19 protein-coding genes and 2 tRNA genes are annotated in these 23,042 nt (G+C 47.5%); 13 read left to right on the top strand and 8 right to left on the bottom strand.

What is annotated here, in order from left to right:
• Positions 1 to 76: 76 nt before the first annotated feature.
• Genes DW096_RS07185 through DW096_RS07165 form a run of 5 tightly spaced genes read left to right on the top strand, consistent with a single transcriptional unit; the run spans position 77 to position 3,372 of the window.
• Positions 77 to 811 carry an MBL fold metallo-hydrolase gene (locus DW096_RS07185; protein WP_005831526.1) on the top strand — a complete coding sequence of 245 codons (735 nt, stop codon included), beginning with the start codon at positions 77 to 79 and terminating at the stop codon, positions 809 to 811.
• A 39-nt stretch (positions 812 to 850) separates the two neighbouring features.
• Positions 851 to 1,996: a DUF4468 domain-containing protein gene (locus DW096_RS07180; RefSeq protein WP_005831527.1), complete on the top strand. Its 1,146-nt coding sequence runs from the start codon at positions 851 to 853 to the stop codon at positions 1,994 to 1,996.
• A 49-nt stretch (positions 1,997 to 2,045) separates the two neighbouring features.
• Positions 2,046 to 2,423, top strand: a complete 378-nt coding sequence (locus DW096_RS07175; RefSeq protein ID WP_005831529.1) for a VOC family protein — start codon at positions 2,046 to 2,048, stop codon at positions 2,421 to 2,423.
• A 29-nt stretch (positions 2,424 to 2,452) separates the two neighbouring features.
• Complete coding sequence (locus DW096_RS07170) at positions 2,453 to 2,638, top strand: hypothetical protein (RefSeq protein WP_008664928.1); 186 nt, start codon at positions 2,453 to 2,455, stop codon at positions 2,636 to 2,638.
• A complete protein-coding gene (locus DW096_RS07165) occupies positions 2,635 to 3,372 on the top strand; it encodes a bifunctional 2-polyprenyl-6-hydroxyphenol methylase/3-demethylubiquinol 3-O-methyltransferase UbiG (protein ID WP_005831533.1) in 738 nt (245 codons plus the stop codon). The genes DW096_RS07170 and DW096_RS07165 overlap by 4 nt, the downstream gene beginning before the upstream one ends.
• Before the next feature lie 74 nt (positions 3,373 to 3,446).
• Here the strand turns inward: DW096_RS07165 and DW096_RS07160 are convergent, their stop codons facing one another.
• From DW096_RS07160 to feoB, 4 genes are all read right to left on the bottom strand, one after another.
• Positions 3,447 to 3,983, bottom strand: coding sequence for a TlpA disulfide reductase family protein (locus DW096_RS07160; RefSeq protein ID WP_005831535.1), 537 nt, complete (start codon positions 3,981 to 3,983; stop codon positions 3,447 to 3,449).
• Positions 3,984 to 4,112: 129 nt separating this feature from the next.
• A tRNA-Cys gene (locus tag DW096_RS07155) sits at positions 4,113 to 4,184 on the bottom strand.
• A 68-nt stretch (positions 4,185 to 4,252) separates the two neighbouring features.
• Positions 4,253 to 4,468 carry a hypothetical protein gene (locus DW096_RS19555; protein ID WP_369739527.1) on the bottom strand — a complete coding sequence of 72 codons (216 nt, stop codon included), beginning with the start codon at positions 4,466 to 4,468 and terminating at the stop codon, positions 4,253 to 4,255.
• Positions 4,468 to 6,939 (bottom strand): ferrous iron transport protein B, encoded by a 2,472-nt coding sequence (feoB, locus tag DW096_RS07145; protein WP_009038183.1) that lies wholly within the window; start codon positions 6,937 to 6,939, stop codon positions 4,468 to 4,470. The genes DW096_RS19555 and feoB overlap by 1 nt, the downstream gene beginning before the upstream one ends.
• A 346-nt stretch (positions 6,940 to 7,285) precedes the next feature.
• On the opposite strand from feoB, the gene tilS reads away from it, so the two are divergent.
• Positions 7,286 to 8,554, top strand: a complete 1,269-nt coding sequence (tilS, locus tag DW096_RS07140; RefSeq protein WP_034529597.1) for a tRNA lysidine(34) synthetase TilS — start codon at positions 7,286 to 7,288, stop codon at positions 8,552 to 8,554.
• Positions 8,555 to 8,557: 3 nt separating this feature from the next.
• On the opposite strand, the gene DW096_RS07135 is transcribed toward tilS, so the two are convergent.
• Complete coding sequence (locus DW096_RS07135) at positions 8,558 to 9,391, bottom strand: 4Fe-4S binding protein (protein ID WP_034529684.1); 834 nt, start codon at positions 9,389 to 9,391, stop codon at positions 8,558 to 8,560.
• A 292-nt stretch (positions 9,392 to 9,683) separates the two neighbouring features.
• Between DW096_RS07135 and rho the strand changes: the two genes are divergently transcribed.
• From rho to DW096_RS07100, 7 genes are all read left to right on the top strand, one after another.
• Positions 9,684 to 11,723: a transcription termination factor Rho gene (gene rho / locus DW096_RS07130; RefSeq protein ID WP_005832474.1), complete on the top strand. Its 2,040-nt coding sequence runs from the start codon at positions 9,684 to 9,686 to the stop codon at positions 11,721 to 11,723.
• 133 nt (positions 11,724 to 11,856) lie between these two features.
• Positions 11,857 to 13,323 (top strand): sulfatase, encoded by a 1,467-nt coding sequence (locus DW096_RS07125; RefSeq protein ID WP_165859490.1) that lies wholly within the window; start codon positions 11,857 to 11,859, stop codon positions 13,321 to 13,323.
• Between the two features lie 193 nt (positions 13,324 to 13,516).
• Complete coding sequence (gene ffh, locus DW096_RS07120; RefSeq protein WP_005831559.1) at positions 13,517 to 14,839, top strand: signal recognition particle protein; 1,323 nt, start codon at positions 13,517 to 13,519, stop codon at positions 14,837 to 14,839.
• An 11-nt stretch (positions 14,840 to 14,850) separates the two neighbouring features.
• A complete protein-coding gene (folD, locus tag DW096_RS07115) occupies positions 14,851 to 15,732 on the top strand; it encodes a bifunctional methylenetetrahydrofolate dehydrogenase/methenyltetrahydrofolate cyclohydrolase FolD (protein ID WP_009038180.1) in 882 nt (293 codons plus the stop codon).
• A 7-nt stretch (positions 15,733 to 15,739) separates the two neighbouring features.
• Complete coding sequence (locus DW096_RS07110; protein ID WP_009038179.1) at positions 15,740 to 16,885, top strand: CapA family protein; 1,146 nt, start codon at positions 15,740 to 15,742, stop codon at positions 16,883 to 16,885.
• A gap of 90 nt (positions 16,886 to 16,975) precedes the next feature.
• Positions 16,976 to 17,049: transfer RNA gene (locus tag DW096_RS07105), tRNA-His, on the top strand.
• A 459-nt stretch (positions 17,050 to 17,508) separates the two neighbouring features.
• Positions 17,509 to 19,203, top strand: coding sequence for a B12-binding domain-containing radical SAM protein (locus tag DW096_RS07100; RefSeq protein WP_008664938.1), 1,695 nt, complete (start codon positions 17,509 to 17,511; stop codon positions 19,201 to 19,203).
• Between the two features lie 61 nt (positions 19,204 to 19,264).
• On the opposite strand, the gene DW096_RS07095 is transcribed toward DW096_RS07100, so the two are convergent.
• From DW096_RS07095 to DW096_RS19655, 3 genes are all read right to left on the bottom strand, one after another.
• Entirely contained in the window at positions 19,265 to 20,767 is a 1,503-nt protein-coding gene (locus tag DW096_RS07095) for a glutamine synthetase family protein (RefSeq protein WP_005832480.1), read from the bottom strand.
• Positions 20,768 to 20,908: 141 nt separating this feature from the next.
• Complete coding sequence (locus tag DW096_RS07090) at positions 20,909 to 21,910, bottom strand: beta-ketoacyl-ACP synthase III (protein WP_016274272.1); 1,002 nt, start codon at positions 21,908 to 21,910, stop codon at positions 20,909 to 20,911.
• Positions 21,911 to 22,458: 548 nt separating this feature from the next.
• Positions 22,459 to 22,587, bottom strand: a complete 129-nt coding sequence (locus DW096_RS19655; protein WP_255421208.1) for a hypothetical protein — start codon at positions 22,585 to 22,587, stop codon at positions 22,459 to 22,461.
• Between the last annotated feature and the right edge of the window lie 455 nt (positions 22,588 to 23,042).

Below are 23,042 nucleotides of genomic sequence, written 5' to 3'. Positions count from 1 at the left end.
TTTGCATAAAATAACAGCTTAAACCGGAAGTTTGTGTAGCGTTTTTTGTAATATTGCGCTATAATTCAATCCGTAAATGAAACTTGATTACATCTACCATAGCGGCTTCGCGATTGAAGCGGACGGAGTGACGGTCATTATCGATTACTATAAAGATTCCTCGGAAGAGGTTTTCAATAAAGGTATCGTGCACGACTATCTCTTGGAAAAGCCGGGCGTACTCTACGTACTATGCTCGCATTTCCATCCCGACCACTTCAATCGCGAAGTTCTTTCATGGAAAAAACTGCGGCCCGACATCCGCTACATATTCTCCAAAGACATCCTGAAGCACCGCCGCGCCTCAGCGGAAGATGCCACCTACATCAATAAGGGCGACACCTACGAAGACGAACATATCCGTATCCAGGCCTTCGGTTCTACCGATGTGGGTATCTCCTTCCTGATAGACCTGCAGGGCAGACGGCTGTTCCATGCCGGTGACCTGAACAACTGGCACTGGAGCGAGGAATCCACTCCGCAGGAAATACGCAAGGCCGAAGGTGACTTTCTGGCCGAAGTGAGAGAGCTGCAGCAAACTGCACCTGCCGTAGATGTAGCCATGTTTCCGGTGGACAGCCGTATCGGAAAAGATTATATGCGTGGAGCAGAACAATTCGTGGAACGAATAAAAATCACTATATTTGTACCGATGCACTTCAGCGAAGATTATCAGGGAGGCAACGCATTCCGGCAGTTTGCCGAGAGCAAGGGATGCCGCTTTCTGAGCATTGCACACCGTGGTGAAAGTTTCGAACTCCCCAACTTGTAGCCCATAATTCGTAAATTAATAATTAAAACACATACTATTATGAAAAATTTGACACAACTTCTTTTTACACTGTTTTGCCTTTGTCTGCCGGCCATGCTGCAGGCGCAGGATAGGGACGACAGTAAATATCTGGCCGGTGCTGTTCCCGAGGTGGACGGCAAAGTGGTATTCACCAAAGAATTCAGCATCCCCGGCATGTCTCAGGATGAAATCTACGAACGTCTGCTCGGCTGGATGGATGCCCGTCTGAAAGAGAATGAAAATACCAGCCGTGTAGTATTCTCAGACAAAGAGAAAGGACAAATTGTAGGTATCGGGGATGAATGGATTGTATTCAGTTCTACGGCTCTGTCATTAGACCGTACCAAAATCCTTTACCAGCTGACTGTGACCTGCCAACCCGAAAAGAGCGTGCTCGAAGTAGAGAAGATACGGTTTAACTACCGCGAAGGAAAAGAAAAATATACCGCCGAAGAGTGGATTGTAGACAAGTATGCCTTGAACAAGGCGAAGACCAAACTGGTACGCGGACTTGCCAAGTGGCGCAGAAAAACCGTAGACTTCGTTGATGACCTTTGCCTGGGAGCAGCAGAAGCATTGAGCGCCACCACTGCCAAAGCTCTGGTAGAAGAAAAGAAGGAAGAAAAGAAAGAGGTGAAGGCTGTCGTCAATTCCGGTCCGACGGTAATCACCCCGAAGAAACAAGTTACCGTGGAACCTGCCCAGGCTGCTGAAAAGGCATCCGAAGGCATCGTGAAAGATGCCCAAGTCATCGAAGTGCCCCAAGTCAAGAAACCTGCCGCACTGGTTCCTGCCCAAAAGAGCCAGCAGCAAGAATACAAAACCATAGCCCCCGAGCAATTGTCAGCCGATGCCATCCAGACCGGAGCAGGCAAATTGGTTATCGTCATCGGCCAAGAGCCTTTCAACATGACCATGATGACAGCAAACTCCGGAGGTTCTTTGGGCAAAGTCAACGGCAAACCAGTTGTATTCAGCATACTGTCGCCCGACCAGCCGTATGAACAAATGGAAAAAGCAGAAAGCTATACCATCCGTTTCTATCCTACGGGACAGACAGAGCCTACGGTCATTCTGGAATGTAAGAAGCTGCCTTCACCGGCAACGATGGAAGGTATGCCACGCACGTATGTAGGCGAAATTCTGAAAGCAATGGTCAAATGACCGCACACGCAGACTGTAAATTGTAAATAATCAAATCAGAAATAAACAAATGGAAATAAAAAGTAAATTCGACCATTTTAATATCAATGTCACCAACTTGGAACGTAGCATCGCATTCTACGAAAAGGCACTGGGGCTGAAAGAACATCATAGGAAAGAGTCGTCCGACGGCTCTTTCACTCTGGTCTATCTGACCGACAGCAGTACCGGCTTCCTGCTGGAACTGACCTGCTTGAAGGAGCATCCACAAGCCTACGAATTAGGGGAGAACGAGAGTCACCTCTGCTTCCGCGTATCCGGTGATTACGACGCCATACGCCAATACCATAAGGAAAACGGATGGGTATGTTTCGAAAACACAGCAATGGGACTGTACTTTATCAATGACCCGGATGACTATTGGATTGAGGTACTGCCGGAGAAATGATATTTTACATCACTAAAACAACGAAATATATGAGTATAGAAGAAGCGATGATGGGTGGTATTGTCTTCAAAGGCAAAAAGGACAAACCTAAAGAAGAAAACAAGATAAAGACCAAAGCCAAGAAGAAAACCTACATTACCGGGCAACACGGTTCCGCCTCAGCCAAAATGAAAGCAGAAATCCGCCGCAAACGCGCTAACAGACATAAGAAATGATAAATACAGCCTTATTGCCTGCCGACAAGGACCCGATGGGCGCAGCCATAGCCGATTACTTTAAACGGCATAAAGCCGACCGCCTACGCGTGTTCTCTTCACAATTCGATGAGGACGAAATTCCCGTCGAAGAGCTATTCCGCACAGAAAAGCAAATGCCCTTGCTGGAGCGTACTGCTCTGCAAATGGCGACCGGAAAGATTCTGGATGTGGGTGCCGGTAGCGGTTGCCATAGCCTTACCCTGCAAGAAGCCGGAAAAGAGGTCCATGCCATCGACATTTCCCCGCTTTCCGTGGAAGTGATGAAGCAGCGAGGTGTGCGTAGCGTATCACAAACCAATCTGTTCAATGAACAGTTTGCCGATGAATACGACACTATCCTGATGCTGATGAACGGTTCCGGCATTATCGGAAAGTTGGAGAATCTGCCTGATTTTTTCCGGAAGATGAAGCTACTGCTCCGGCCTGGAGGCTGTGTTTTAATGGATTCCAGCAACCTGAGCTATCTGTTCGAAGAGGAAGATGGCAGTATTGTTATCAACCTTGCCGGTGATTACTACGGAGAGGTAGACTTCCAGATGCAATACAAGAATGTCAAAGGCGACTCCTTTGACTGGCTCTATATCGACTTTCAGACCCTGAGCATCTATGCTGCCGAAAATGGCTTCAAAGCAGAGCTGGTGAAAGAGGGTACACATTATGACTATCTTGCCAAACTATCCCGACAAGCATAAAAGTGAAGTGCCCCCTAAAAGTTAGACAAAAACTTTTAGGGGGCACTTCCTTTTTTATATCTTGCCTATTCCTACTATTCAGAAAGCATTCCGTCAATCTCCTTCACCAGAGAAGCAAATTCTTCAGGGTTATACAGACGTGTCAGCTTCACAATACGCCCTTCCTTATCAATCAGGACATTGCGTGTGATACCTGCCTTGCGGAGCGCATACTTCGCAAATATATCCGCTCCCGGGTCCAGACCCAAAGGATAGGTCACTCCGGTTGACTTACCAAAAGCAATCACTTTCTCCAACGGCTCGTCACGGTCGATGCCAATCAGCATAAAATCCGGATTCGACTTATGCTTCAGCCATATATCCTTCTCAATGAAAGGCATCTCCTTACGGCATACCCCACACCAGCTCGCGGTAAACTGCAACATGACCACCTTCCCACGAAGTCCCGAAAGGGTAATGCTTTTCCCATCCGTCAGCTTCACTGTAAAATCTGGAGCCATCTCCCCTACCTTAACGATGTAGCCGGTACTGTCCGCCACTACATCCTGCGCCTTGCCTGCCATGCTGCACATAGCAAACAGACAGAAAATCAGAAATCCAACTTTTTTCATTTTATTCAATCTTTAATAAGTAAGCTGTAACTATTCAGCGAATGATATTTTATAGAATGGGCAAACAATTCCCTATAACAAAAAACTCCGAAACACTTTTAAAAAGCAGTTTCGGAGTTTTATTCTTCGAGGTACCTGGCAGATTCGAACTGCCGTACACGGTTTTGCAGACCGCTGACTAAGCCACTCATCCAAGGTACCGGTTCTTACAAGAACTCTTTATTTCTCGTTTGCGGATGCAAAGGTAGCACTTTTTTTGAAACTACCAACTATCCGCAACAACTTTTCTTCTTTTTTTTCGTCACTCCACTGCACTCCGCACGCTTCTTATCATACAAATTCTTTAGTTCACAGCCACTTGCACAACTATCACACGGATTACCATTTTCTTTGACCCGATGAGAAAAAGAATAAATACTCATGCCAATCCGCACAGCGCAGAGCAACAACAATAAGGCTACTACCCACTCCTGCCAACTATTCATCATAAAAACAGACCTCCTATCTGATAAATTGCGAAAGACATCAGCCAGGCCAGCGCAGTAGTATAAAGCCCCGCAAACACGGCCCACTTCCAACTGCCCGACTCCCCTTTAATGGCTGCCAACGTGGCGATGCACGGAAAATAAATCAGCACAAACACCATGTAACCGAAAGCCACCAGGGGCGTTATCGGAATGCGTTCACCCAAGCTTACGGCATCTGCCTCGGCATCGTCGGCATAAAGCACTCCGAGCGTGCTTACCACCAGTTCCTTGGCGCCCACGCCGGAAAGGATGCCGATGCCCAGCTTCCAGTCGAATCCCAACGGTTCAATGACCGGTTCCATGGCTTTACCAATCCGGCCGATGTAGGAATTCTCCTGCTGTTCCGTCACACTTTCATATTCATCGTGGTTGGGATAATATCCCAATGCCCAGATAACGATGGATGCCACCATAATGATGCCTCCCATCTTGCGGAGATACTGCGCCCCCTTCTCCCACGTATGGCGGAAGATGGCCTTGGACGTCGGCATACGATAAGGCGGCAGCTCCATGACAAACGGCGTATCGTCTCCTTTCACCAGAAAGCGGCAGAAAAGACGTGCCATGACCACTGCCAACAGAATGCCGATGGCATAGATTACTAACAGCACAAAGCTCGCATTGTTCGGGAAGAAGGCGCCTACCAGCAATAAATAGATGGGTAGACGAGCGCTGCACGACATCAGCGGATTGATGAGCATCGTCACCAGACGGCTCTTGCGGTTCTCAATGGTACGCGAAGCCATAATGGCGGGCACATTACACCCAAAGCCCATAATCAGCGGAATGAAAGACTTTCCATGCAGCCCCATTTTATGCATAATCTTATCCATAATGAAAGCGGCACGTGCCATATAGCCCGAGTCTTCCATCAAGGAAATAAAGAAATAGAGCAACAGAATATTCGGCAGGAAAACAATGACACCGCCCACACCTCCGATAATACCATCCACTAGAAGGTCCTTCAGCGGTCCTTCGGACATGTTGTTGCATATCAGGTCGCCCAATTCGCCTACCAGCCATTCAATCCCCTGCATAGGATAGTCGCCCAGCACAAAGGTGCCTTCGAACATCAGATAAAGGAAAAGGAAGAAAATGGGATAACCCCATACACGGTGAGTAACGATTGAGTCTATGATTTGAGTAGTGCGCGACGTATCCTGATGATTGTCCACATAGGTCTCGCGCAGGGCACCGGCTATAAAACCATACTTGGCATCGGTGATGGCCTGCTCGCTCTCCTCGTTCACCACCTCGGCAATCCGTGCCTCTTCCCGGTCGCGGACAGCAAGAATCTCCTTTCCATTGGGCAACTCCTCCACAATCTTTTTCAAGTCTTCGTCGTTCTCCAGCAACTTGATGGCAAGGAAACGCGTGGAATATTTGTGACGGATGTTCTCATTGACGCTGATGACGCGCTTCACCTCCTCAATGCTACGTTCCAGCTCGGGACCGTGATTGATGTGGATATGGCGGAAAAAGCCGCGCGGCTGTTCCACCTCTTCTTTATGGCTGCCGAAGTCATGGTCGGGAACATACTCCTGATGCCAGCTGCGAAGGTCACTCAATATCTCGCTGCGCATCCTGCCCTTATGGTCGAGGAAGTCGCCGCCTTCGTAAATATTGATAATCACATGGAACAGCTGTTCAATGCCTTTTCCGCTACGGCTGACCGTAGGCAACATCGGAACTCCGAACAACTGGCTGAGCTTTACATAGTCCAGCGTGTTTCCACTGGCTTCCAGCTCATCGTACATGTTCAGTGCAATCACCATGCGCACATTCATGTCAATCAGCTGGGTGGTGAGATAGAGATTGCGTTCCAGGTTGGAAGAGTCCACAACATTGATAATGATATCCGGCGTTTCATTGATGATGTGCTGGCGGACATAGATTTCTTCAGGGGAGTAGGCCGAGAGGGAATAGGTTCCGGGAAGGTCGACAATACGGAAATGGTAGCCCTGGAAGTCAAAATACCCCTCCTTGGCATCTACCGTAACGCCACTGTAATTGCCCACATGCTCGTGCGAACCGGAAGCGATGTTGAAAAGAGAAGTTTTACCACAGTTGGGATTTCCCACCAAAGCCACATTTATGGTGCGGCGTTTGCCGAGGGCCAGTTGCTTCAGCTCATCTTCGCCCAGATGCATGTTTTCGCCCAACCCCTCGTGGTAATCGGGCTGCACAGCCTGCTCCTTAGCTTCCTGCTCACTGATAATCTCTATCATCTCAGCCTCCTGCCGACGAAGAGAAATCTCATATCCCATTACTTTGTATTTGATAGGGTCGCGTAGTGGGGCATTCAGCAAGACCTCCACTGTTTTACCTTTAATAAATCCCATTTCCACAATCCGTTTGCGGAAACCACCGTGTCCCAGCACTTTTACGATTACACCTTTTTCACCGGTATTCAATTCGGACAAACGCATAGTCTTTCTGCCTTTCTTTTCTATTTTGGGGGCAAAGATAATACTTATGTCCGCAAGGCACAAATAATTTAGAATGTTTTTAAATAAGAAACACTAAACAATAATGCCCAGAAGGCAGAACACTACTTCCAGAGATACTAAATCGTAACTTCACCACACCTTTGTTCTTTTCTTACCACAGCTGTGGTAAGAAAAGAACAAAGGTGTGGTATGCATAAAACACAGCTGTGGTAAGATTAGCTTTTAGCAAATACGACCTTAGCCGATAGAGATTCTGAAAATAGATACTTGCAGATATGGCAATAAAAATCGTTTGCACTATCTTTGCACCACTCTATAGTTGAATATGCAGAAGGTAGTACAATACATCGAGCGCCACAAGCTCTTCTCGCTGGACGACAAGATACTTGTGGCACTGAGCGGCGGGGCGGACTCCGTGGCTTTGCTGCGCCTGCTCCTCAGCCTGGGATACACATGCGAAGCCGCCCATTGCAACTTCCATCTGCGCGGAGCGGAATCCGACCGCGACGAGCACTTTGTACGCCAACTCTGCCTGGAGCACCGGGTGACGCTGCACACCGTCCACTTCAACACGGAGCAGGAAGCAAAGGAACGGCATATCTCCATCGAAATGGCTGCAAGGGAATTGCGCTACGCGTGGTTCGAAAAAACAAGGGAAGCATGCAGTGCAGCTGTCATTGCCGTCGCCCACCATCAAGATGACAGTGTAGAGACATTGCTGCTCAATCTGATTCGCGGTACCGGCATCAACGGATTGCGGGGTATACGCCCCCGAAACGGACATATAGTCCGCCCCTTGCTCTGCCTGGACAGAAAGGAAATCGTCGGTTATCTGGAAAGTATCGGGCAAGCCTACGTGACGGACAGCACCAATCTGCAGGACGAATATACCCGCAACAAAATACGCTTGAACCTGCTTCCCATGATGCAGGAGATAAACCCCTCCGTCAAGGAAAGCATCCTCAAAACGGCAGAGCATCTGGACGATGCCGCCTCTATATATAATATAGGTATAGAAGAAGCCAAACTGCGAGTCAAGACACCGGAAGGCATAAGTATCGGCGCCCTGAGGCAAGAAGCGGCACCGGAAACGGTCTTATTTGAAATTCTGCATCCGCTTGGATTCAACGCCGCACAAGTAAGGGACATCTGCCGGACATTGGACGGACAGCCCGGCAAAGTCTTTGCCACCCCCGGCTGGCGTGTCATCAAAGACCGCGGCTCGTTGTTGATAGAACCCGTACAGGAAGCCGTAAAGCCCTTATTGGAAATAAAAGAACATCCTTATACACCGGATTTCATGATTCCACGCAACAAAGCCACCGCCTGCTTTGATGCCGACAAACTCCAGCATCCCCTCTCGCTACGCCTTTGCAGGCAGGGAGACAGCTTCGTGCCCTTCGGCATGAAAGGCCGGAAGAAGGTAAGCGACTACCTGACCGACCGCAAGTTCTCCCTTCTGCGCAAAGAACGGCAATGGGTGCTTTGCTGCGGAGATGACATCATCTGGCTGGTGGGAGAACGGGTGGACAACCGTTTCAGAATAGACGAAAAAACCCGGAAAGTGCTGGTCGTATCAACCATCGACCAGTAGCCATCACAGAATGATTCTGTCCTCCTTCTGTTTCTTGAAGCAATCGGAAAGCAATACGGCAAACGGCATGTCATACGTGCGCGCCTTCTGCGGACAGCCTTTCACACAAGCACAACATTTGATGCATTTCTCTGCAACCGTATTGCACTCGTCTCCTTTTATAATGGCTCCTGCAGGACAATGCTTCACGCAATATCCGCAATGCGTACAACGTTCCGCATCCACTTGCGGAGTACGGGGCATAGGCACCCCACTCTTACGCAACTTGACGACTCTGCGCAAAAAGCGGAGCAACGGGAAGAAAGGCTGGCGCGGACGCTGGATACGGGTCACATCCACCCCATACAGTTTCTCCATATCTTCGGCCGCCGCAATTTTAGCACGTATTTTTTCACCAAAAAGCTTTGCATACTCCAAGTCGTCCGCATCCGGACGTCCGGCTGCCACCGGATATTTCTCACTGCTATAAGAGTGCTCTCCTACAAACGTAGCACCTGCAATTACCTTGAAGCCCAACTTCGTGACAAAAGCATCCAATTCCACCAAAGCCTTCTCATAGGCCCGGTTGCCGTACACCACCACAACCACGGCAGGTGCACCGTCAGCATGAAGCTCCTTCATCCGCTCCAATGCCAAAGGAGCCACATGGCCGCCATATACGGGCACCGTGATGACCGCCAAAGCATGGGAAGGTACCTCCCTTTTACCCGCCGCCTCCAAGGTGAGGTCCACTTTGGAGACAGACGAAATTCCCGTTCCGTGAACAATTGCCTCTCCCACTTGTTTAGAGGTACAAGTAGGTGAAAAAGTTATCAACTGTACTTCATCTATATTCATAAACCAATCCTTCATGTTGTTGTTAATACAGCAAAGATAAAGTTTTAAATTTAAAAAAAAGATGATTTGTTTATGAAACCAAAAATATTTATTACCTTTGCACCGTTGAAACATTCTGCGACTTCTTGCTGTGGCAAGAATTGTTTATCAGATTTCCGGTTCAATAATAAATATCCCATATAAATCATATATCACAAGGTAAACTTGCCCAAGTTGCTTCCTACAACAACTGCAACTGTGCACTTATGCCTTTCAATAAAAGTAAATTTTAAACCATTCACATATATACTGTATGTATAACATCATTCAACTGAACGACAAAAATTTGTCGGAACTACAAACTATTGCCCAAGAACTGGGTATAAAAAAAACAGACTCACTCAAAAAAGAAGAACTTGTTTACAAGATACTTGACGAACAAGCTATCGCAGGCGCTACCAAGAAAGTTGCCGCCGACAAGCTGAAGGAAGAGCGTAAAGGGGAAAAGCAAAAACGCTCGCGCGTCACTGTAAAGACCGTAAAAAAGGAAGGTGCCGACAAAGTGTTCTCAGCCAATAAAAACGGAGACCTCACCAAAGCCAAAACAGAGGAAGCACCGGCTGCGAAAGAACAACCCAAAACTGTGGAAGCACCCCAAGAACCGACCATAGAAGCTGCAACGCCGGCGCCAGCCAAAGAAGCCGCCGTACCCAAACGCAAACCGGGACGCCCCCGCAAGGTAAAGGAAGAGACTGCTGCACCCCAAGCAACGGAAACCCCGAAGGTTGCCGAACCGGAATTGAACTTCGAGGCTAAAGCTCCGAAAACAGAACCTCAGGCAGAAGCCAAAGCAGAAAAGAATATCGTACCGGACGAAAGCCCTATCCTGGCCGAAGCGGCAGATGACTTCATCCCCATTGAAGACCTCCCTACGGAAAAAATAGAATTGCCATCCGAACTTATCGGCAAATTCGAAGCGACCAAAGCGGAAACTCCCGCCACTCCCACTCCTGCCGCTGCCCCAGCCGAACCGCAACAGCCACAACGCCCGCGCCTCCGCGCCCGCGACAACAACAACCCATACAATAACAACAACAATAACAACCGCAACGGTGGCTATAACCAACAGCGCCCCGTGCAGCAGCGCCCTGCACAACCGTATAACAACGGAGAGAACTATCCCGCCGCTCCGGAACGCAAACCCGTAATAGAACGCGAGAAGACGTACGAATTCGATGACATCCTCACCGGAACCGGTGTACTGGAAATCATGCAGGATGGCTACGGCTTCCTCCGTTCCTCCGATTACAACTATTTGTCCTCGCCGGACGATATTTACGTATCACAATCACAAATCAAATTGTTCGGCCTGAAAACCGGTGATGTGGTAGAAGGCGTAATCCGTCCCCCGAAAGAAGGCGAAAAGTACTTCCCGCTGGTAAAAGTATCCAAAATAAACGGACGTGACCCGGCTTTCGTACGCGACCGCGTACCGTTCGAGCACCTCACCCCCCTCTTCCCGGACGAGAAGTTCAAGCTTTGCAAAGGTGGATACTCCGACTCTATGTCGGCCCGTGTCGTAGACTTGTTTGCCCCCATCGGTAAGGGCCAGCGTGCCTTGATTGTGGCACAGCCCAAAACCGGTAAGACCATCTTGATGAAAGACATTGCCAACGCCATTGCCGCCAATCATCCGGAAGTCTACATGATTATGCTGCTCATCGACGAACGCCCGGAGGAAGTTACCGACATGGCGCGTACCGTCAATGCGGAAGTAATCGCCTCTACCTTCGACGAACCGGCAGAACGCCACGTGAAGATTGCCGGCATCGTCCTTGAAAAAGCAAAACGCATGGTGGAATGCGGACACGATGTTGTCATCTTCCTCGACTCCATCACCCGTCTGGCACGTGCCTACAACACCGTATCCCCGGCTTCCGGCAAAGTGCTTTCCGGTGGTGTGGATGCCAACGCATTGCATAAGCCCAAACGCTTCTTCGGTGCAGCACGTAACATCGAGGGCGGCGGTTCACTGACCATCCTTGCCACTGCCTTGATTGACACCGGCTCGAAGATGGACGAGGTTATCTTCGAAGAATTCAAGGGTACGGGTAATATGGAGTTGCAGCTCGACCGCAACTTGTCCAACAAGCGTATCTTCCCGGCTGTCAACATCGTTGCCTCCAGCACCCGCCGCGACGACCTGCTGCAAGACAAGCAGACACTGGACCGCATGTGGATTCTCCGCAAGTACCTTGCCGACATGAATCCGATAGAAGCCATGGACTTCGTAAAAGACCGTCTGGAGAAGACCAAAGACAACGACGAATTCCTGATGAGCATGAACAGTTAACAGCAACTGCATACAGATATTGTACAAAAGCTTCCATTTACGTTCATAAACGTAGGTGGAAGCTTTTTTTATATCCGTTTTTTCATACATTTGCCACCATACAATAACCTTGAACAAATAAAATCCAAATCTGATGAAAACGATTCACTCTTTTATGGGAATGGCATTGTGCAGCTTTCCGGTAATGGCACAGCAATCGCCCAATTTTCTTATTATCCAATGCGACCATCTGACCCAGCGGGTAGTAGGCGCATACGGTGCCGACCCCAGCTGCACTCCACCTATAGACCGAATTGCCTCCCAAGGTGTAACATTTGCCAACGCATACGTGGGATGCCCCCTCAGCCAACCGTCACGCGCTGCCTTATGGAGCGGACTGATGCCGCATCAAACCAATGTACGTTCCAACTCGGCCGAACACATCAATCCTCCGCTACCCGACAGCATTCCGACCCTGGGAAGCCTCTTCACCGCCAACGGTTATGAGGCCGTCCACTTTGGCAAAACCCATGACATGGGTTCTCTAAGGGGATTCCGCCACAAGGAACCGGTTGCCAAGCCCTTCACCGACCCCGAATTTCCCGTCAACAATGACAGCTTTCTGGATGTAGGAACCTGCGAGGATGCCGTGGCCTATCTCAGCAATCCGCCGCAAGAACCTTTCATCTGCATAGCCGATTTCCAAAACCCGCACAATATCTGCGGATATGTAGGCGAAAATAAAGGGGAGCACATAGATAGCCCCATCAGTACCCCACTCCCGCTACTACCCGAAAACTTTGAAGTGGAAGACTGGGAAAAACTTCCGTTGCCCATTCAGTACATCTGCTGCAGCCACCGGAGGATGATGCAAGCCGCCCACTGGAACGAGGACAATTACCGGCACTACGTCGCCGCCTTCCAGCATTACACGCGGATAGTGGCCAGACAGATAGAGAGTGTACTAGAAGCCCTCTACTCCACTCCCGCCGGCAAAAATACAATTGTCATTGTACTGGCAGACCACGGAGACGGAATGGGGTCACACCGCATGGTAACCAAGCAGGTCAGCTTTTACGAAGAAATGACAAATGTGCCCTTCATCATAGCCGGTCCCGGCATTCATCCCCGTCAAAAACCAGTGGAAGATTTACTGACCCAACCCACTATCGACCTGCTGCCCACTCTCTGTGAACTGGCAGGCATTCCGGTGCCTTCCTCCAAGCCCGGCATCAGCCTTGCCCCTTTTCTGAAAGGCGAGAAGCAAAAGAGACAGCACCCCTATGCAGCCTCCGAATGGCACAGTGAATACGAAGTGACCGTCAGCCCGGGACGGATGATACGCAGTCCCAGATACAAATACACACACTATCTGGAAGGCAACGGGGAAGAACTGTATGATATGCTGAAGGATAAAGGAGAAAGACGAGACCTTGCCCATGACCCCAAATACTCAAAGATTCTGGCCGAGCACCGGGCACTGCTGGACGACTACATCCGCCGCACACAGGACGACTACCGAAGCCTGAAAGTTGAAGCCGACAAGAGATGGCGCAGCCACGCACCGGGATATCCCAACCACGAAGGACCCTGCGCCAGAGACATTATCAATAGAAAGTAAGCAAAAAGAACTAAAAAAAACAGAATAATATAGATGATTATCAGTGCCTTGACCGGCACTTCCATTCTTTTCGCCCATCCCGCTGCAAGTCTTCAATAATATTCTGCTTCAAAAGAAGGCAGTTAAAGGGATTTTTTGTACTTTTGCGCCTCAATAAGAGTAATTTGTAATTTAGTAATTGTAATTAGATACTATGTTCGATAATTTAAGCGAGAGACTTGAAAGGTCGTTTAAAATTTTGAAAGGTGAGGGCAAAATCACCGAAATCAATGTTGCGGAAACCCTGAAAGACGTACGTAAGGCACTTTTGGATGCCGACGTGAACTATAAGGTAGCCAAAAACTTCACCGATACCGTTAAGGAAAAAGCCTTGGGACAAAACGTGCTGACAGCCGTTAAGCCCAGCCAGCTGATGGTAAAAATCGTACACGATGAACTGACCCAGCTCATGGGCGGCGAGACTTCTGAAATAAACCTCGACTCCAAGCCTGCCATTATCCTAATGTCCGGTTTGCAAGGCTCCGGTAAAACAACTTTCTCCGGAAAGCTGGCCCGCATGCTGAAGAGCAAGAAGAACAAAAAGCCGTTATTGGTGGCTTGTGACGTGTACCGTCCTGCCGCTATCGAGCAGTTGCGTGTACTGGCTGAACAGATTGACGTACCGATGTACTCGGAACCGGACAGCAAAAATCCGGTAGCCATTGCCCAAAATGCCATCCAAGAAGCCAAAGCCAAAGGTTACGACCTTGTAATTGTCGATACAGCCGGTCGTCTGGCAGTGGATGAGGAGATGATGAACGAGATTGCCGCCATCAAGAAGGCCATCAATCCGGACGAGATTCTGTTCGTAGTGGATTCAATGACCGGTCAGGATGCAGTGAATACCGCTAAGGAATTCAACGAACGGCTCGACTTCAATGGTGTAGTATTGACCAAACTGGATGGTGATACCCGCGGTGGTGCCGCCCTTTCTATCCGTTCGGTGGTAAACAAGCCCATCAAGTTTGTAGGTACCGGTGAAAAGCTGGATGCCATCGACCAGTTCCATCCCTCACGTATGGCCGACCGTATTCTCGGTATGGGTGACATCGTATCTTTGGTGGAACGTGCGCAGGAACAATATGACGAGGAAGAAGCCAAACGCCTGCAAAAGAAGATTGCCAAGAACCAGTTCGACTTCAACGACTTCCTGAGCCAGATTGCACAAATCAAGAAAATGGGTAACTTGAAGGAACTTGCCTCCATGATACCGGGCGTAGGCAAAGCCATCAAGGATATAGACATTGACGACAATGCCTTCAAGAGCATTGAAGCCATCATCTACTCCATGACTCCGGAAGAACGCAGCAATCCGGCCATTCTGAACGGTTCACGCCGCCAGCGCATTGCCAAAGGTAGCGGTACGAATATTCAGGAAGTAAACCGCCTGCTGAAACAGTTTGACCAGACCCGCAAGATGATGAAGATGGTCACTGGCAGCAAGATGGGTAAGATGATGCCGAAACTTAAAAGATAAGATAACAGCCTATGACACTGATTGATGGAAAAGCAATTTCAGAGCAAGTAAAGCAAGAGATTGCAGCAGAAGTAGCCGAGATAGTGGCTCGTGGGGGTAAACGCCCGCATCTGGCCGCTATTCTTGTAGGACACGATGGAGGTAGCGAAACCTACGTTGCCGCCAAAGTAAAGGCATGCGAAGTTTGCGGATTCAAGTCCTCACTTATCCGCTACGAGGCAGACGTTACCGAAGAGGAGCTGCTTGCCAAGGTACGCGAATTGAACGAGGATGCGGATGTGGACGGTTTCATCGTACAGCTTCCCTTGCCCAAGCATATCTCCGAGCAGAAAGTGATTGAAACCATCGACTACCGCAAGGATGTGGACGGCTTTCATCCCATCAATGTGGGACGGATGTCCATTGGCCTTCCCTGCTATGTATCCGCTACTCCCAACGGTATCCTCGAACTGCTGAAGCGCTATCAGATAGAGACTTCAGGCAAGAAGTGCGTGGTGTTGGGACGCAGCAACATTGTAGGCAAGCCCATGGCTGCCCTGATGATGCAGAAGGCTTATCCCGGCGATGCCACAGTGACCGTATGCCACAGCCGCAGCAAAGACCTGGTAAAGGAATGCCAGGAAGCGGACATCATCATTGCTGCGTTGGGACAACCGAACTTTGTTAAGGCGGAAATGGTCAAGGAAGGTGCTGTCGTTATTGATGTAGGTACTACCCGTGTGCCCGATGCCTCCAAGAAATCCGGGTTCAAGTTGACCGGTGATGTGAAATTCGATGAAGTAGCTCCTAAATGTTCATTCATTACCCCCGTACCAGGAGGCGTAGGTCCGATGACTATCGTTTCCCTTATGAAGAATACATTGCTCGCCGGCAAGAAAGCAATCTACCAATAACAACGTAATGAAAACGCTCGCCGTCTTCATGGCTGTCTTACTGTATAGCGTAACCCTTTCCTCCCAGGAAAGGATTACGCTATTATTTGTCGGTGACCTGATGCAGCACCAGGCACAAATAGACGCAGCACGTGTATCTGAAGGAAAATATGACTACTCCTCCTGCTTCTCCCTCATAAAAGAGCAAATATCCCAGGCAGACCTCGCCATAGGAAATCTGGAAGTCACATTGGGGGGCAGGCCCTATCGGGGCTATCCTATGTTCAGCGCCCCCGATGAATATCTTCAGGCCATAAAGGACGCCGGATTCGATATTTTACTGACAGCCAACAACCACTGTCTGGACCGTGGAAAAAAGGGAATGGAGCGTACCATACAATTACTTGACTCCTCCGGTATTCGTTACGCAGGCACCTACAAGAATCTGTCGGAGCGCAGGCAACGCTATCCCCTGTTCATCAACAGAAACGGCTTTCGCATTGCCCTACTCAACTATACTTACGGCACCAATGGTATCAAGGCTACCTCTCCCAATATCGTAAACTATATTGATAAGAATACCATCCTGCAAGATATCCAAAGTGCCAAGGCACGCCAACCGGATGCCATTATTGCCTGCATGCATTGGGGAGAGGAATATCAGTCCCTTCCCAACCGTGAGCAACGCGAACTGGCCAACTGGTTGCTCCAACAAGGCGTAACACATATTATCGGTTCACACCCTCACGTCATTCAACCGATGGAACTACGTACCAATGGTACCGAACAGCACATCATAGTCTACTCCTTGGGAAACTTCATTTCCAATATGAGCAAGGCCAACACTGACGGCGGCCTCATCTTCACTTTGCAGTTGGAGAAACATCCTCTCCCCCAACCCATCCGTCCCTCTTACACCGGTCAGAGTCAGACGCCTCTACCAGACTCCAATCCTCTGCCTTTTCCATACTGTCGTGTTTCCTATTGTGGATATAATCTGGTCTGGACCGGCCGGCCGGAACTTACTAAAGAAAAAAATTACATTCTTTATCCTGCCAGTTTTCCTACAGAACATTTAACGCCGGAAGCTCGTAAACACCTGGAAATCTTTGTCAAAAGCTCTCGAAAGCTGCTCCAGCAGCACAATATAGGTATCTACGAGAAGAAAAAATAATGCAGAAATCTCAAAAATTTTCGTCTCATTCTTTGCAATATTAAAGATTATCCCTATCTTTGCACCGCATTTAAGAAATGCACTAACATGGTGGCTGTAGTTCAGTTGGTTAGAGCGTCAGATTGTGGTTCTGAATGTCGTGGGTTCGAGTCCCATCTGCCACCCGCAAAGAAGAGGAAATTCGAAAGAATATTCCTCTTCTTTTGTTATTGTCCAAACAATCCCCCAAAGGGAGGCAACGTGGAATCAATGTAAAAAATTGTAGGGATACTCCTCACAGAGTATCCCTACATCATAGGAAGGAATCAATTACCTAAACCAGTCCTTGTACAAAAGAGTTTACTTTCTCAAAATGTTCAAAATAGCTGGAAACTTATTCCGATATTTTGCATTCTGTATCAATCACACTTAATAGTACTTCCTTCCTTACTTTATCAAGCCAGTGATAAGACAACCCGTTATCACCTTATAGAAATAAGAATACAAAAGAAATATTTCATCTTTCAAAGAACATTCTATACCAACACTTTACTATTTTCGATTTCCGTCATGCAAATATAACCCTTTTTGTTTATACGAAAAGCAAAATCAGTTATCTTTGCAAAGATGAAACTCAATTAAACATGAAAATTCTTTGGATAGACCTCAATAGCTCGTATGCACACTCTTCGTTGGCACTCCCTGCACTGCACGCACAAATAGCAAAAAACAATTCCGTAAAATGGGAAATCGTATCTGCCACCATCAATGAAAACGTAGGAATGATTGTCGACGAAATATACCGGCACCAACCCGACATCATTGCCGCAACAACATGGTTGTTCAACCACGAACAACTGTTGCACATAACAGCGAGATTAAAAGCATTGCTTCCCAATAGCTGCTTCATCTTGGGCGGACCTGAATTCTTAGGAAACAATGAAGACTTTCTGCATAAAAACCCTTTCATCGACTGCGTATTCAGGGGAGAGGGAGAAGAAGCATTCCCCCAATGGCTGTCTTGCTGGAACCAGCCGGAAAAATGGAACAGTATTCCGGGACTCTGCTATATGAATCCTCAAAAGCAATATATAGACAACGGCATAGCCCGTGTACTTAACTTTTCCCGGCTCGTACCACCGGAAAACAGCAGTTTCTTCAATTGGAGCAAACCATTCGTACAACTGGAGACTACCCGAGGCTGTTTCAACACATGCGCATTCTGCGTCAGCGGTGAAGAAAAACCGGTGCGCACACTGTCCATTGAAAGTATCCGTGAACGCCTTCAAATTATCCACAGTCATGGAATAAAAAACGTACGCGTCCTCGACCGGACCTTTAATTATAATCCGCGCCGTGCTAAAGAATTACTGCAACTTTTCCTGGAATTCAACCCGGACATATGCTTTCACTTAGAAATACACCCTGCACTATTATCCGAAGAGCTGAAAAATGAATTGAAAAAGCTACCTAAAGGATTGCTCCATCTCGAGGCCGGTATTCAAAGCCTGCGCGAACCGGTCCTCCAGAAAAGCCGTCGGATGGGAAGCCTGGAGGACTCACTGCAAGGTCTTCGTTTCCTATGTTCCCTACCCAATATGGAAACACACGCCGACCTCATTGCCGGCTTGCCTCTATACCGCCTATCCGAAATATTTGAAGATGTGCGTACACTTGCCGGATACAATGCCGGCGAGATACAGCTTGAATCCCTGAAGTTACTTCCCGGCACAGAAATGAGAAGAAGGGCGGAAGAACTAGGCATCCGATATTCTCCTCTCCCCCCTTATGAAGTGCTTCAAACAAATGAAATCAGTGTCAACGAGCTTCAAACAGCCCGGCAACTGTCACGTCTTCTGGATGGATTCTATAACACAACTGCTTGGCAAGCCATCACCCGCAAGCTGATTCTGGATGACAACGACTTCCTACGTCGCTTTCTGGAATTTTTAATCGATAAAAATCTTATAGACCAGCCCATGAGCCTGGAAAAGCGAGGCCTCGTACTCTATGAATTCTGCAGTATGCATTATCCGGCCTATAAAATCATGGTCACCATTGCCTGGATAGAGGCAGGCATGTCATTAAAGAAAAAACCAGCAGAGAAAGTCAAGACCAAGCGCCAGATGCCACCGGAATATTGGGAAGTCATCTATGGAAACTACAAAGAAAGCCTCCGCTTATGTTTTCTACCCATTGACGACAATACCCAAAATGGTTATTGGTTCGGCTTCGAATCGGAAATACAAAAAGCAGAACCAGTATTCAAAGCCAAAGAAATAATGGAGAGGTGTCAAAATACACAATCACCGCAGATTAACACAGATAAAAGTTCTTGATTATCAGAAATTCTATAGCAATCTGTGTAACCTGCGGTGAGTTATGCCCTCATTTCTTCTCCTATCCGCAGTGGAAATACTTCTCGACCAGTTTCAGCATCTCCTCCGGACTGTCTTGTATCTCTGCACGCAAGGTTCTATCCTCGTAAGAACGCAGTTTGGAAATAACCCCATCAACCATTGCAGGACTGAACACATGATATTGCTCAAAGACAGCACGCTGTCTTTCCAAACAATCGGCAGAAGCGGCACAACTATCAGGAAGCTGTTCCAGTTGTTTCAACTTATCTTCATTTTCTTTCTTGTGGATATTTACATTGACATATGTTTTTTCTGCAATTCCTAAAGCATCGTCTATCTCAAATCCATAACGGCAAGCTACAGCAAGTCCGGCAATCAATTGATACAAATCGGCCGAACCGTCAGGCGAACGCATTTCCACCGTCTGTTTCTGTGTAGTATCATAATGACTTGGGGTCTCCAACGGATTTGCCAACATGCACATATCCGTTTTTGCCGACCAGCCCAACGGAACGCGTACCAATACCGAACGGTTGCGGTCGCCCCAGCAAATGTTGGTCGGTGCTTCCTGATGAGGAACCAGACGAAAATAGGAAGTAGGATTTGTATTACCGAAAGCTGTAATGGAAGAAGCCAGCTTCATCATGCCCGCAATGGCCTTACGGGCTGTTTCAGAAAGTGCCCCATCTTTCAGCATCTGGTTCTGCCCGTCCTTCATGATACGCATATGTATATGTAATCCGGAACCGGCTTTTCCTGCCGTGATTTTCGGTGCAAAAGTAATGTTATATCCATACTGGCTAGCCAGATTACGAATAACCCATTTTGCTATCACCAGTTGGTCAGCAGCCTCCTCGGCACGCACCGGCAGGAATTCTATTTCATTCTGCTCATAAATCTTATCGTCCAGCGTAAAATTACCGACTTCAGAATGCCCATACTTTATCTGTCCGCCTGCCTGCGCAATATATGACATACATTCCGTACGGAAATCATTGAACTTGGCATAAGGGGCCGATTCGTGATAACCACGCTGGTCGGTAGCCGGGAACAATCCGTCATTTTCAGAAATGACATAATATTCCAATTCTCCCATAGCCTGAAATTCCATCCCCGTAACCGTAGTGAATGCCTGACATGCCTTACGCAGGGTATATTCCGGAGAACTTTCCAGCGGTTCACCATCCTTATTGAAATAAGAACAGAGCATTGACAGTGTGGGCAATTCAGAAAAAGGGTCTATAAAAGCGGTCCGGAAACGCGGCACTACATACAAATCACTGCTACCGGCCTCTATAAACGGAAACAAGCTGGAACCATCTACGCGTTCACCACATGTAAGTATGGCATCAAGGTATGCTTCATTATTGATGACAAAGTTCAGTGTCTTCAGTCTCCCGTCTGCCGCAGGATACATGAAGTTCACCATACGAATGTCGTTCTCCTTTATATAGGAAACAATGTCTGCTTTCGTAAATTCGGAAGCCGGTTTTTGAAGGGCAGCCACCAATAGATTGGGGCTCATGGATAATTCCTGGTTCATAATACGCTGATTGTTTTTAGTTTTCTATATGGTTAACAAAACACATGCAATTTTCTGTCACAATAAAAAACTGCTGTTTCGCAAAGATACTAAAAGTTGTATCAGAAAAAAAACAAACAACCTAAATCTTATCAGAGAGCCTCAACCTTTTCCGTCGTATCCCCACTTCACGTAAATAGCCCCCCAAGCAAATCCTGCTCCGAATGCTGTAAAAATCAGTTTATCCCCCTTTTTCAGCTTATCCTCGAAATCCCATACACACAATGGAAGCGTGCCGGCACTTGTATTTCCATACCGTTCTATATTGACCATTACCTTTTCAGGAGATACTCCCAAGCGTTGCGAAACAGCAGTAATTATACGCATGTTTGCCTGATGGGGAATCACCCAGTCAATGTCCTCCTTCGCCAAGTGATTCCTCTCCATGACCGCCTCACAAGCATCCGCCATATTGGCCACAGCATATTTAAAGACTGTACGTCCTTCCTGATAAATATAATGCATCCGATTGTCCAGTGTATAGTAAGATGGAGCACATACGGAGCCTCCCGCTTTGATATGTAAAAAGGGCAGACCTTTCCCGTCTGTTCTCAATACGGCATCCATTACTCCCATATCCTCCCGGGTGGGTTCCAGCATGAAAGCGGCAGCACCGTCACCAAAAATAGGACAGGTAGCGCGGTCTGTATAATCAATCACCGATGACATCTTATCAGCTCCTACTATGACAACCTTCTTATATTTTCCGGAACGTATGAAATTCGCCCCTGCCTCCATTGCATACAGAAATCCACTGCAAACAGCCTGCATATCAAAAGCAAAAGCATTGTTCAGGCCCAATTTGTCACATAAGATGGATGCGGTAGAAGGAAAGTGATAATCGGGAGTAGTAGTAGCTACGATAACCAAGTCAATGTCATTCGGGCTGGTCTTTGTGCGCTGCATCAGTTGTTTCACAGCCTTACGAGCCATATATGAAGTTCCAAGCCCCTCCTCATGCAAAATGCGTCTTTCCTTTATACCAATGCGCCCCATAATCCATTCATCATTGGTATCCACCATTTTAGATATTTCATCATTAGTCAAGACATAGTCCGGAACATATCCTCCAACTCCCGTAATCACTGCATTCAAATTCTCCATTAATCCTATCCAGTTTAGTGTAAAATCAGGAATAACCCTATTTAAATATGTTATCAGAATATCACACTTTTTTCAGAACAGTCGTGTGACAATCTTTAATTAATGGGCGCAAATATACGAAAAGAGAATAGAAATCAATGAATCTGACAACAAAAAGACATTAACTGTCTACAAATAATAACACTTTAAAACACAACGGGATTCACTACTATCCGAACCCTGCAGGAGTACTTCCGTATAACCTTTCTGCAAACAAGAAGAATGAATACGTCTTTCCTTATTCTTTGATGCATATACAATAAACAAAGCTATAAAGAACAAAAAATCCGCTGCCTGCAACGATGGCGCACGATTGGCCGCACAACCGGCCACATTTCCTTTTCCAGCGAATGGAGCATCGCAGGATGCGGTTTATGCATTATATACGATTTCTTTTTCATCTGAACTAACAAACTCACCCCCTACCCCAATTCCTCCCTCTCCCTCTTGAAGTAGCCCAGCACCGTGGCTAGCGTGAGACGGCAGCGTTCCACGCTTTTCAGGTGGCCCTAAAAGGTGTAGCGAGAGCACAGCACGAGGTAGAACCTATAGTTCAAGCTACGGTGCAAGCGGTGCTGAAGGCAGGCTCTGACATCTTCGGCGGAGAGTTTCATTCCTTTGTTTGGGGTTACTTTCATTGTAATGGTTATTTTAGAATTGACTGTTGATGTGACGGATTTGCAAAACGCATCATCCATCTGTGCCGGATGCATGATGCACACCGAGCAAACGGATGATGCGTTGGGAGCAAATGCACGATGCGTTTTCGCTGATAAAGCCTTAATGACCATTAAGGGTTGTTATATAATATGATATTAATCGCTGCCGGTTTGGAGGTTAGCGGAAAACATGTACATTTGCAATGTGTTTTTCATAGTATTAGATTTAAGGTTAACAAAAGATTGGCTGTCTGGGATAGATAGCCTTTTTTTATGTTGTTTTCTGACCTGCTTCGTGGAATTAAGTTTTTAATAGAAAATACTTTAAGACAGACACAAGGGGATAAAAAAAACATAAATCATTGAATTTGTGGGACTTGTCTGCTTACTGTTCGGTTTTGTCCGGTTAGTTCAGCGGAAAGGGAGGGTATTGA

This window comes from Bacteroides sp. AM07-18, assembly GCF_003602695.1.
GTDB classification, from domain to species: Bacteria; Bacteroidota; Bacteroidia; order Bacteroidales; family Bacteroidaceae; genus Bacteroides; species Bacteroides uniformis.
This window is presented reverse-complemented; position numbering and strand designations above follow the sequence as displayed.

Excerpts from the sequence above, each read along its gene's own strand:
- DW096_RS07185 (WP_005831526.1), top strand. The coding sequence starts at position 77 with ATGAAACTTGATTACATCTACCATAGCGGCTTCGCGATTGAAGCGGAC.
- DW096_RS07180 (WP_005831527.1), top strand. The coding sequence starts at position 851 with ATGAAAAATTTGACACAACTTCTTTTTACACTGTTTTGCCTTTGTCTG.
- DW096_RS07175 (WP_005831529.1), top strand. The coding sequence starts at position 2,046 with ATGGAAATAAAAAGTAAATTCGACCATTTTAATATCAATGTCACCAAC.
- DW096_RS07170 (WP_008664928.1), top strand. The coding sequence starts at position 2,453 with ATGAGTATAGAAGAAGCGATGATGGGTGGTATTGTCTTCAAAGGCAAA.
- DW096_RS07165 (WP_005831533.1), top strand. The coding sequence starts at position 2,635 with ATGATAAATACAGCCTTATTGCCTGCCGACAAGGACCCGATGGGCGCA.
- DW096_RS07160 (WP_005831535.1), bottom strand. The coding sequence starts at position 3,983 with ATGAAAAAAGTTGGATTTCTGATTTTCTGTCTGTTTGCTATGTGCAGC.
- DW096_RS19555 (WP_369739527.1), bottom strand. The coding sequence starts at position 4,468 with ATGAATAGTTGGCAGGAGTGGGTAGTAGCCTTATTGTTGTTGCTCTGC.
- feoB (WP_009038183.1), bottom strand. The coding sequence starts at position 6,939 with ATGCGTTTGTCCGAATTGAATACCGGTGAAAAAGGTGTAATCGTAAAA.
- tilS (WP_034529597.1), top strand. The coding sequence starts at position 7,286 with ATGCAGAAGGTAGTACAATACATCGAGCGCCACAAGCTCTTCTCGCTG.
- DW096_RS07135 (WP_034529684.1), bottom strand. The coding sequence starts at position 9,391 with ATGAATATAGATGAAGTACAGTTGATAACTTTTTCACCTACTTGTACC.
- rho (WP_005832474.1), top strand. The coding sequence starts at position 9,684 with ATGTATAACATCATTCAACTGAACGACAAAAATTTGTCGGAACTACAA.
- DW096_RS07125 (WP_165859490.1), top strand. The coding sequence starts at position 11,857 with ATGAAAACGATTCACTCTTTTATGGGAATGGCATTGTGCAGCTTTCCG.
- ffh (WP_005831559.1), top strand. The coding sequence starts at position 13,517 with ATGTTCGATAATTTAAGCGAGAGACTTGAAAGGTCGTTTAAAATTTTG.
- folD (WP_009038180.1), top strand. The coding sequence starts at position 14,851 with ATGACACTGATTGATGGAAAAGCAATTTCAGAGCAAGTAAAGCAAGAG.
- DW096_RS07110 (WP_009038179.1), top strand. The coding sequence starts at position 15,740 with ATGAAAACGCTCGCCGTCTTCATGGCTGTCTTACTGTATAGCGTAACC.
- DW096_RS07100 (WP_008664938.1), top strand. The coding sequence starts at position 17,509 with ATGAAAATTCTTTGGATAGACCTCAATAGCTCGTATGCACACTCTTCG.
- DW096_RS07095 (WP_005832480.1), bottom strand. The coding sequence starts at position 20,767 with ATGAACCAGGAATTATCCATGAGCCCCAATCTATTGGTGGCTGCCCTT.
- DW096_RS07090 (WP_016274272.1), bottom strand. The coding sequence starts at position 21,910 with ATGGAGAATTTGAATGCAGTGATTACGGGAGTTGGAGGATATGTTCCG.
- DW096_RS19655 (WP_255421208.1), bottom strand. The coding sequence starts at position 22,587 with ATGAAAGTAACCCCAAACAAAGGAATGAAACTCTCCGCCGAAGATGTC.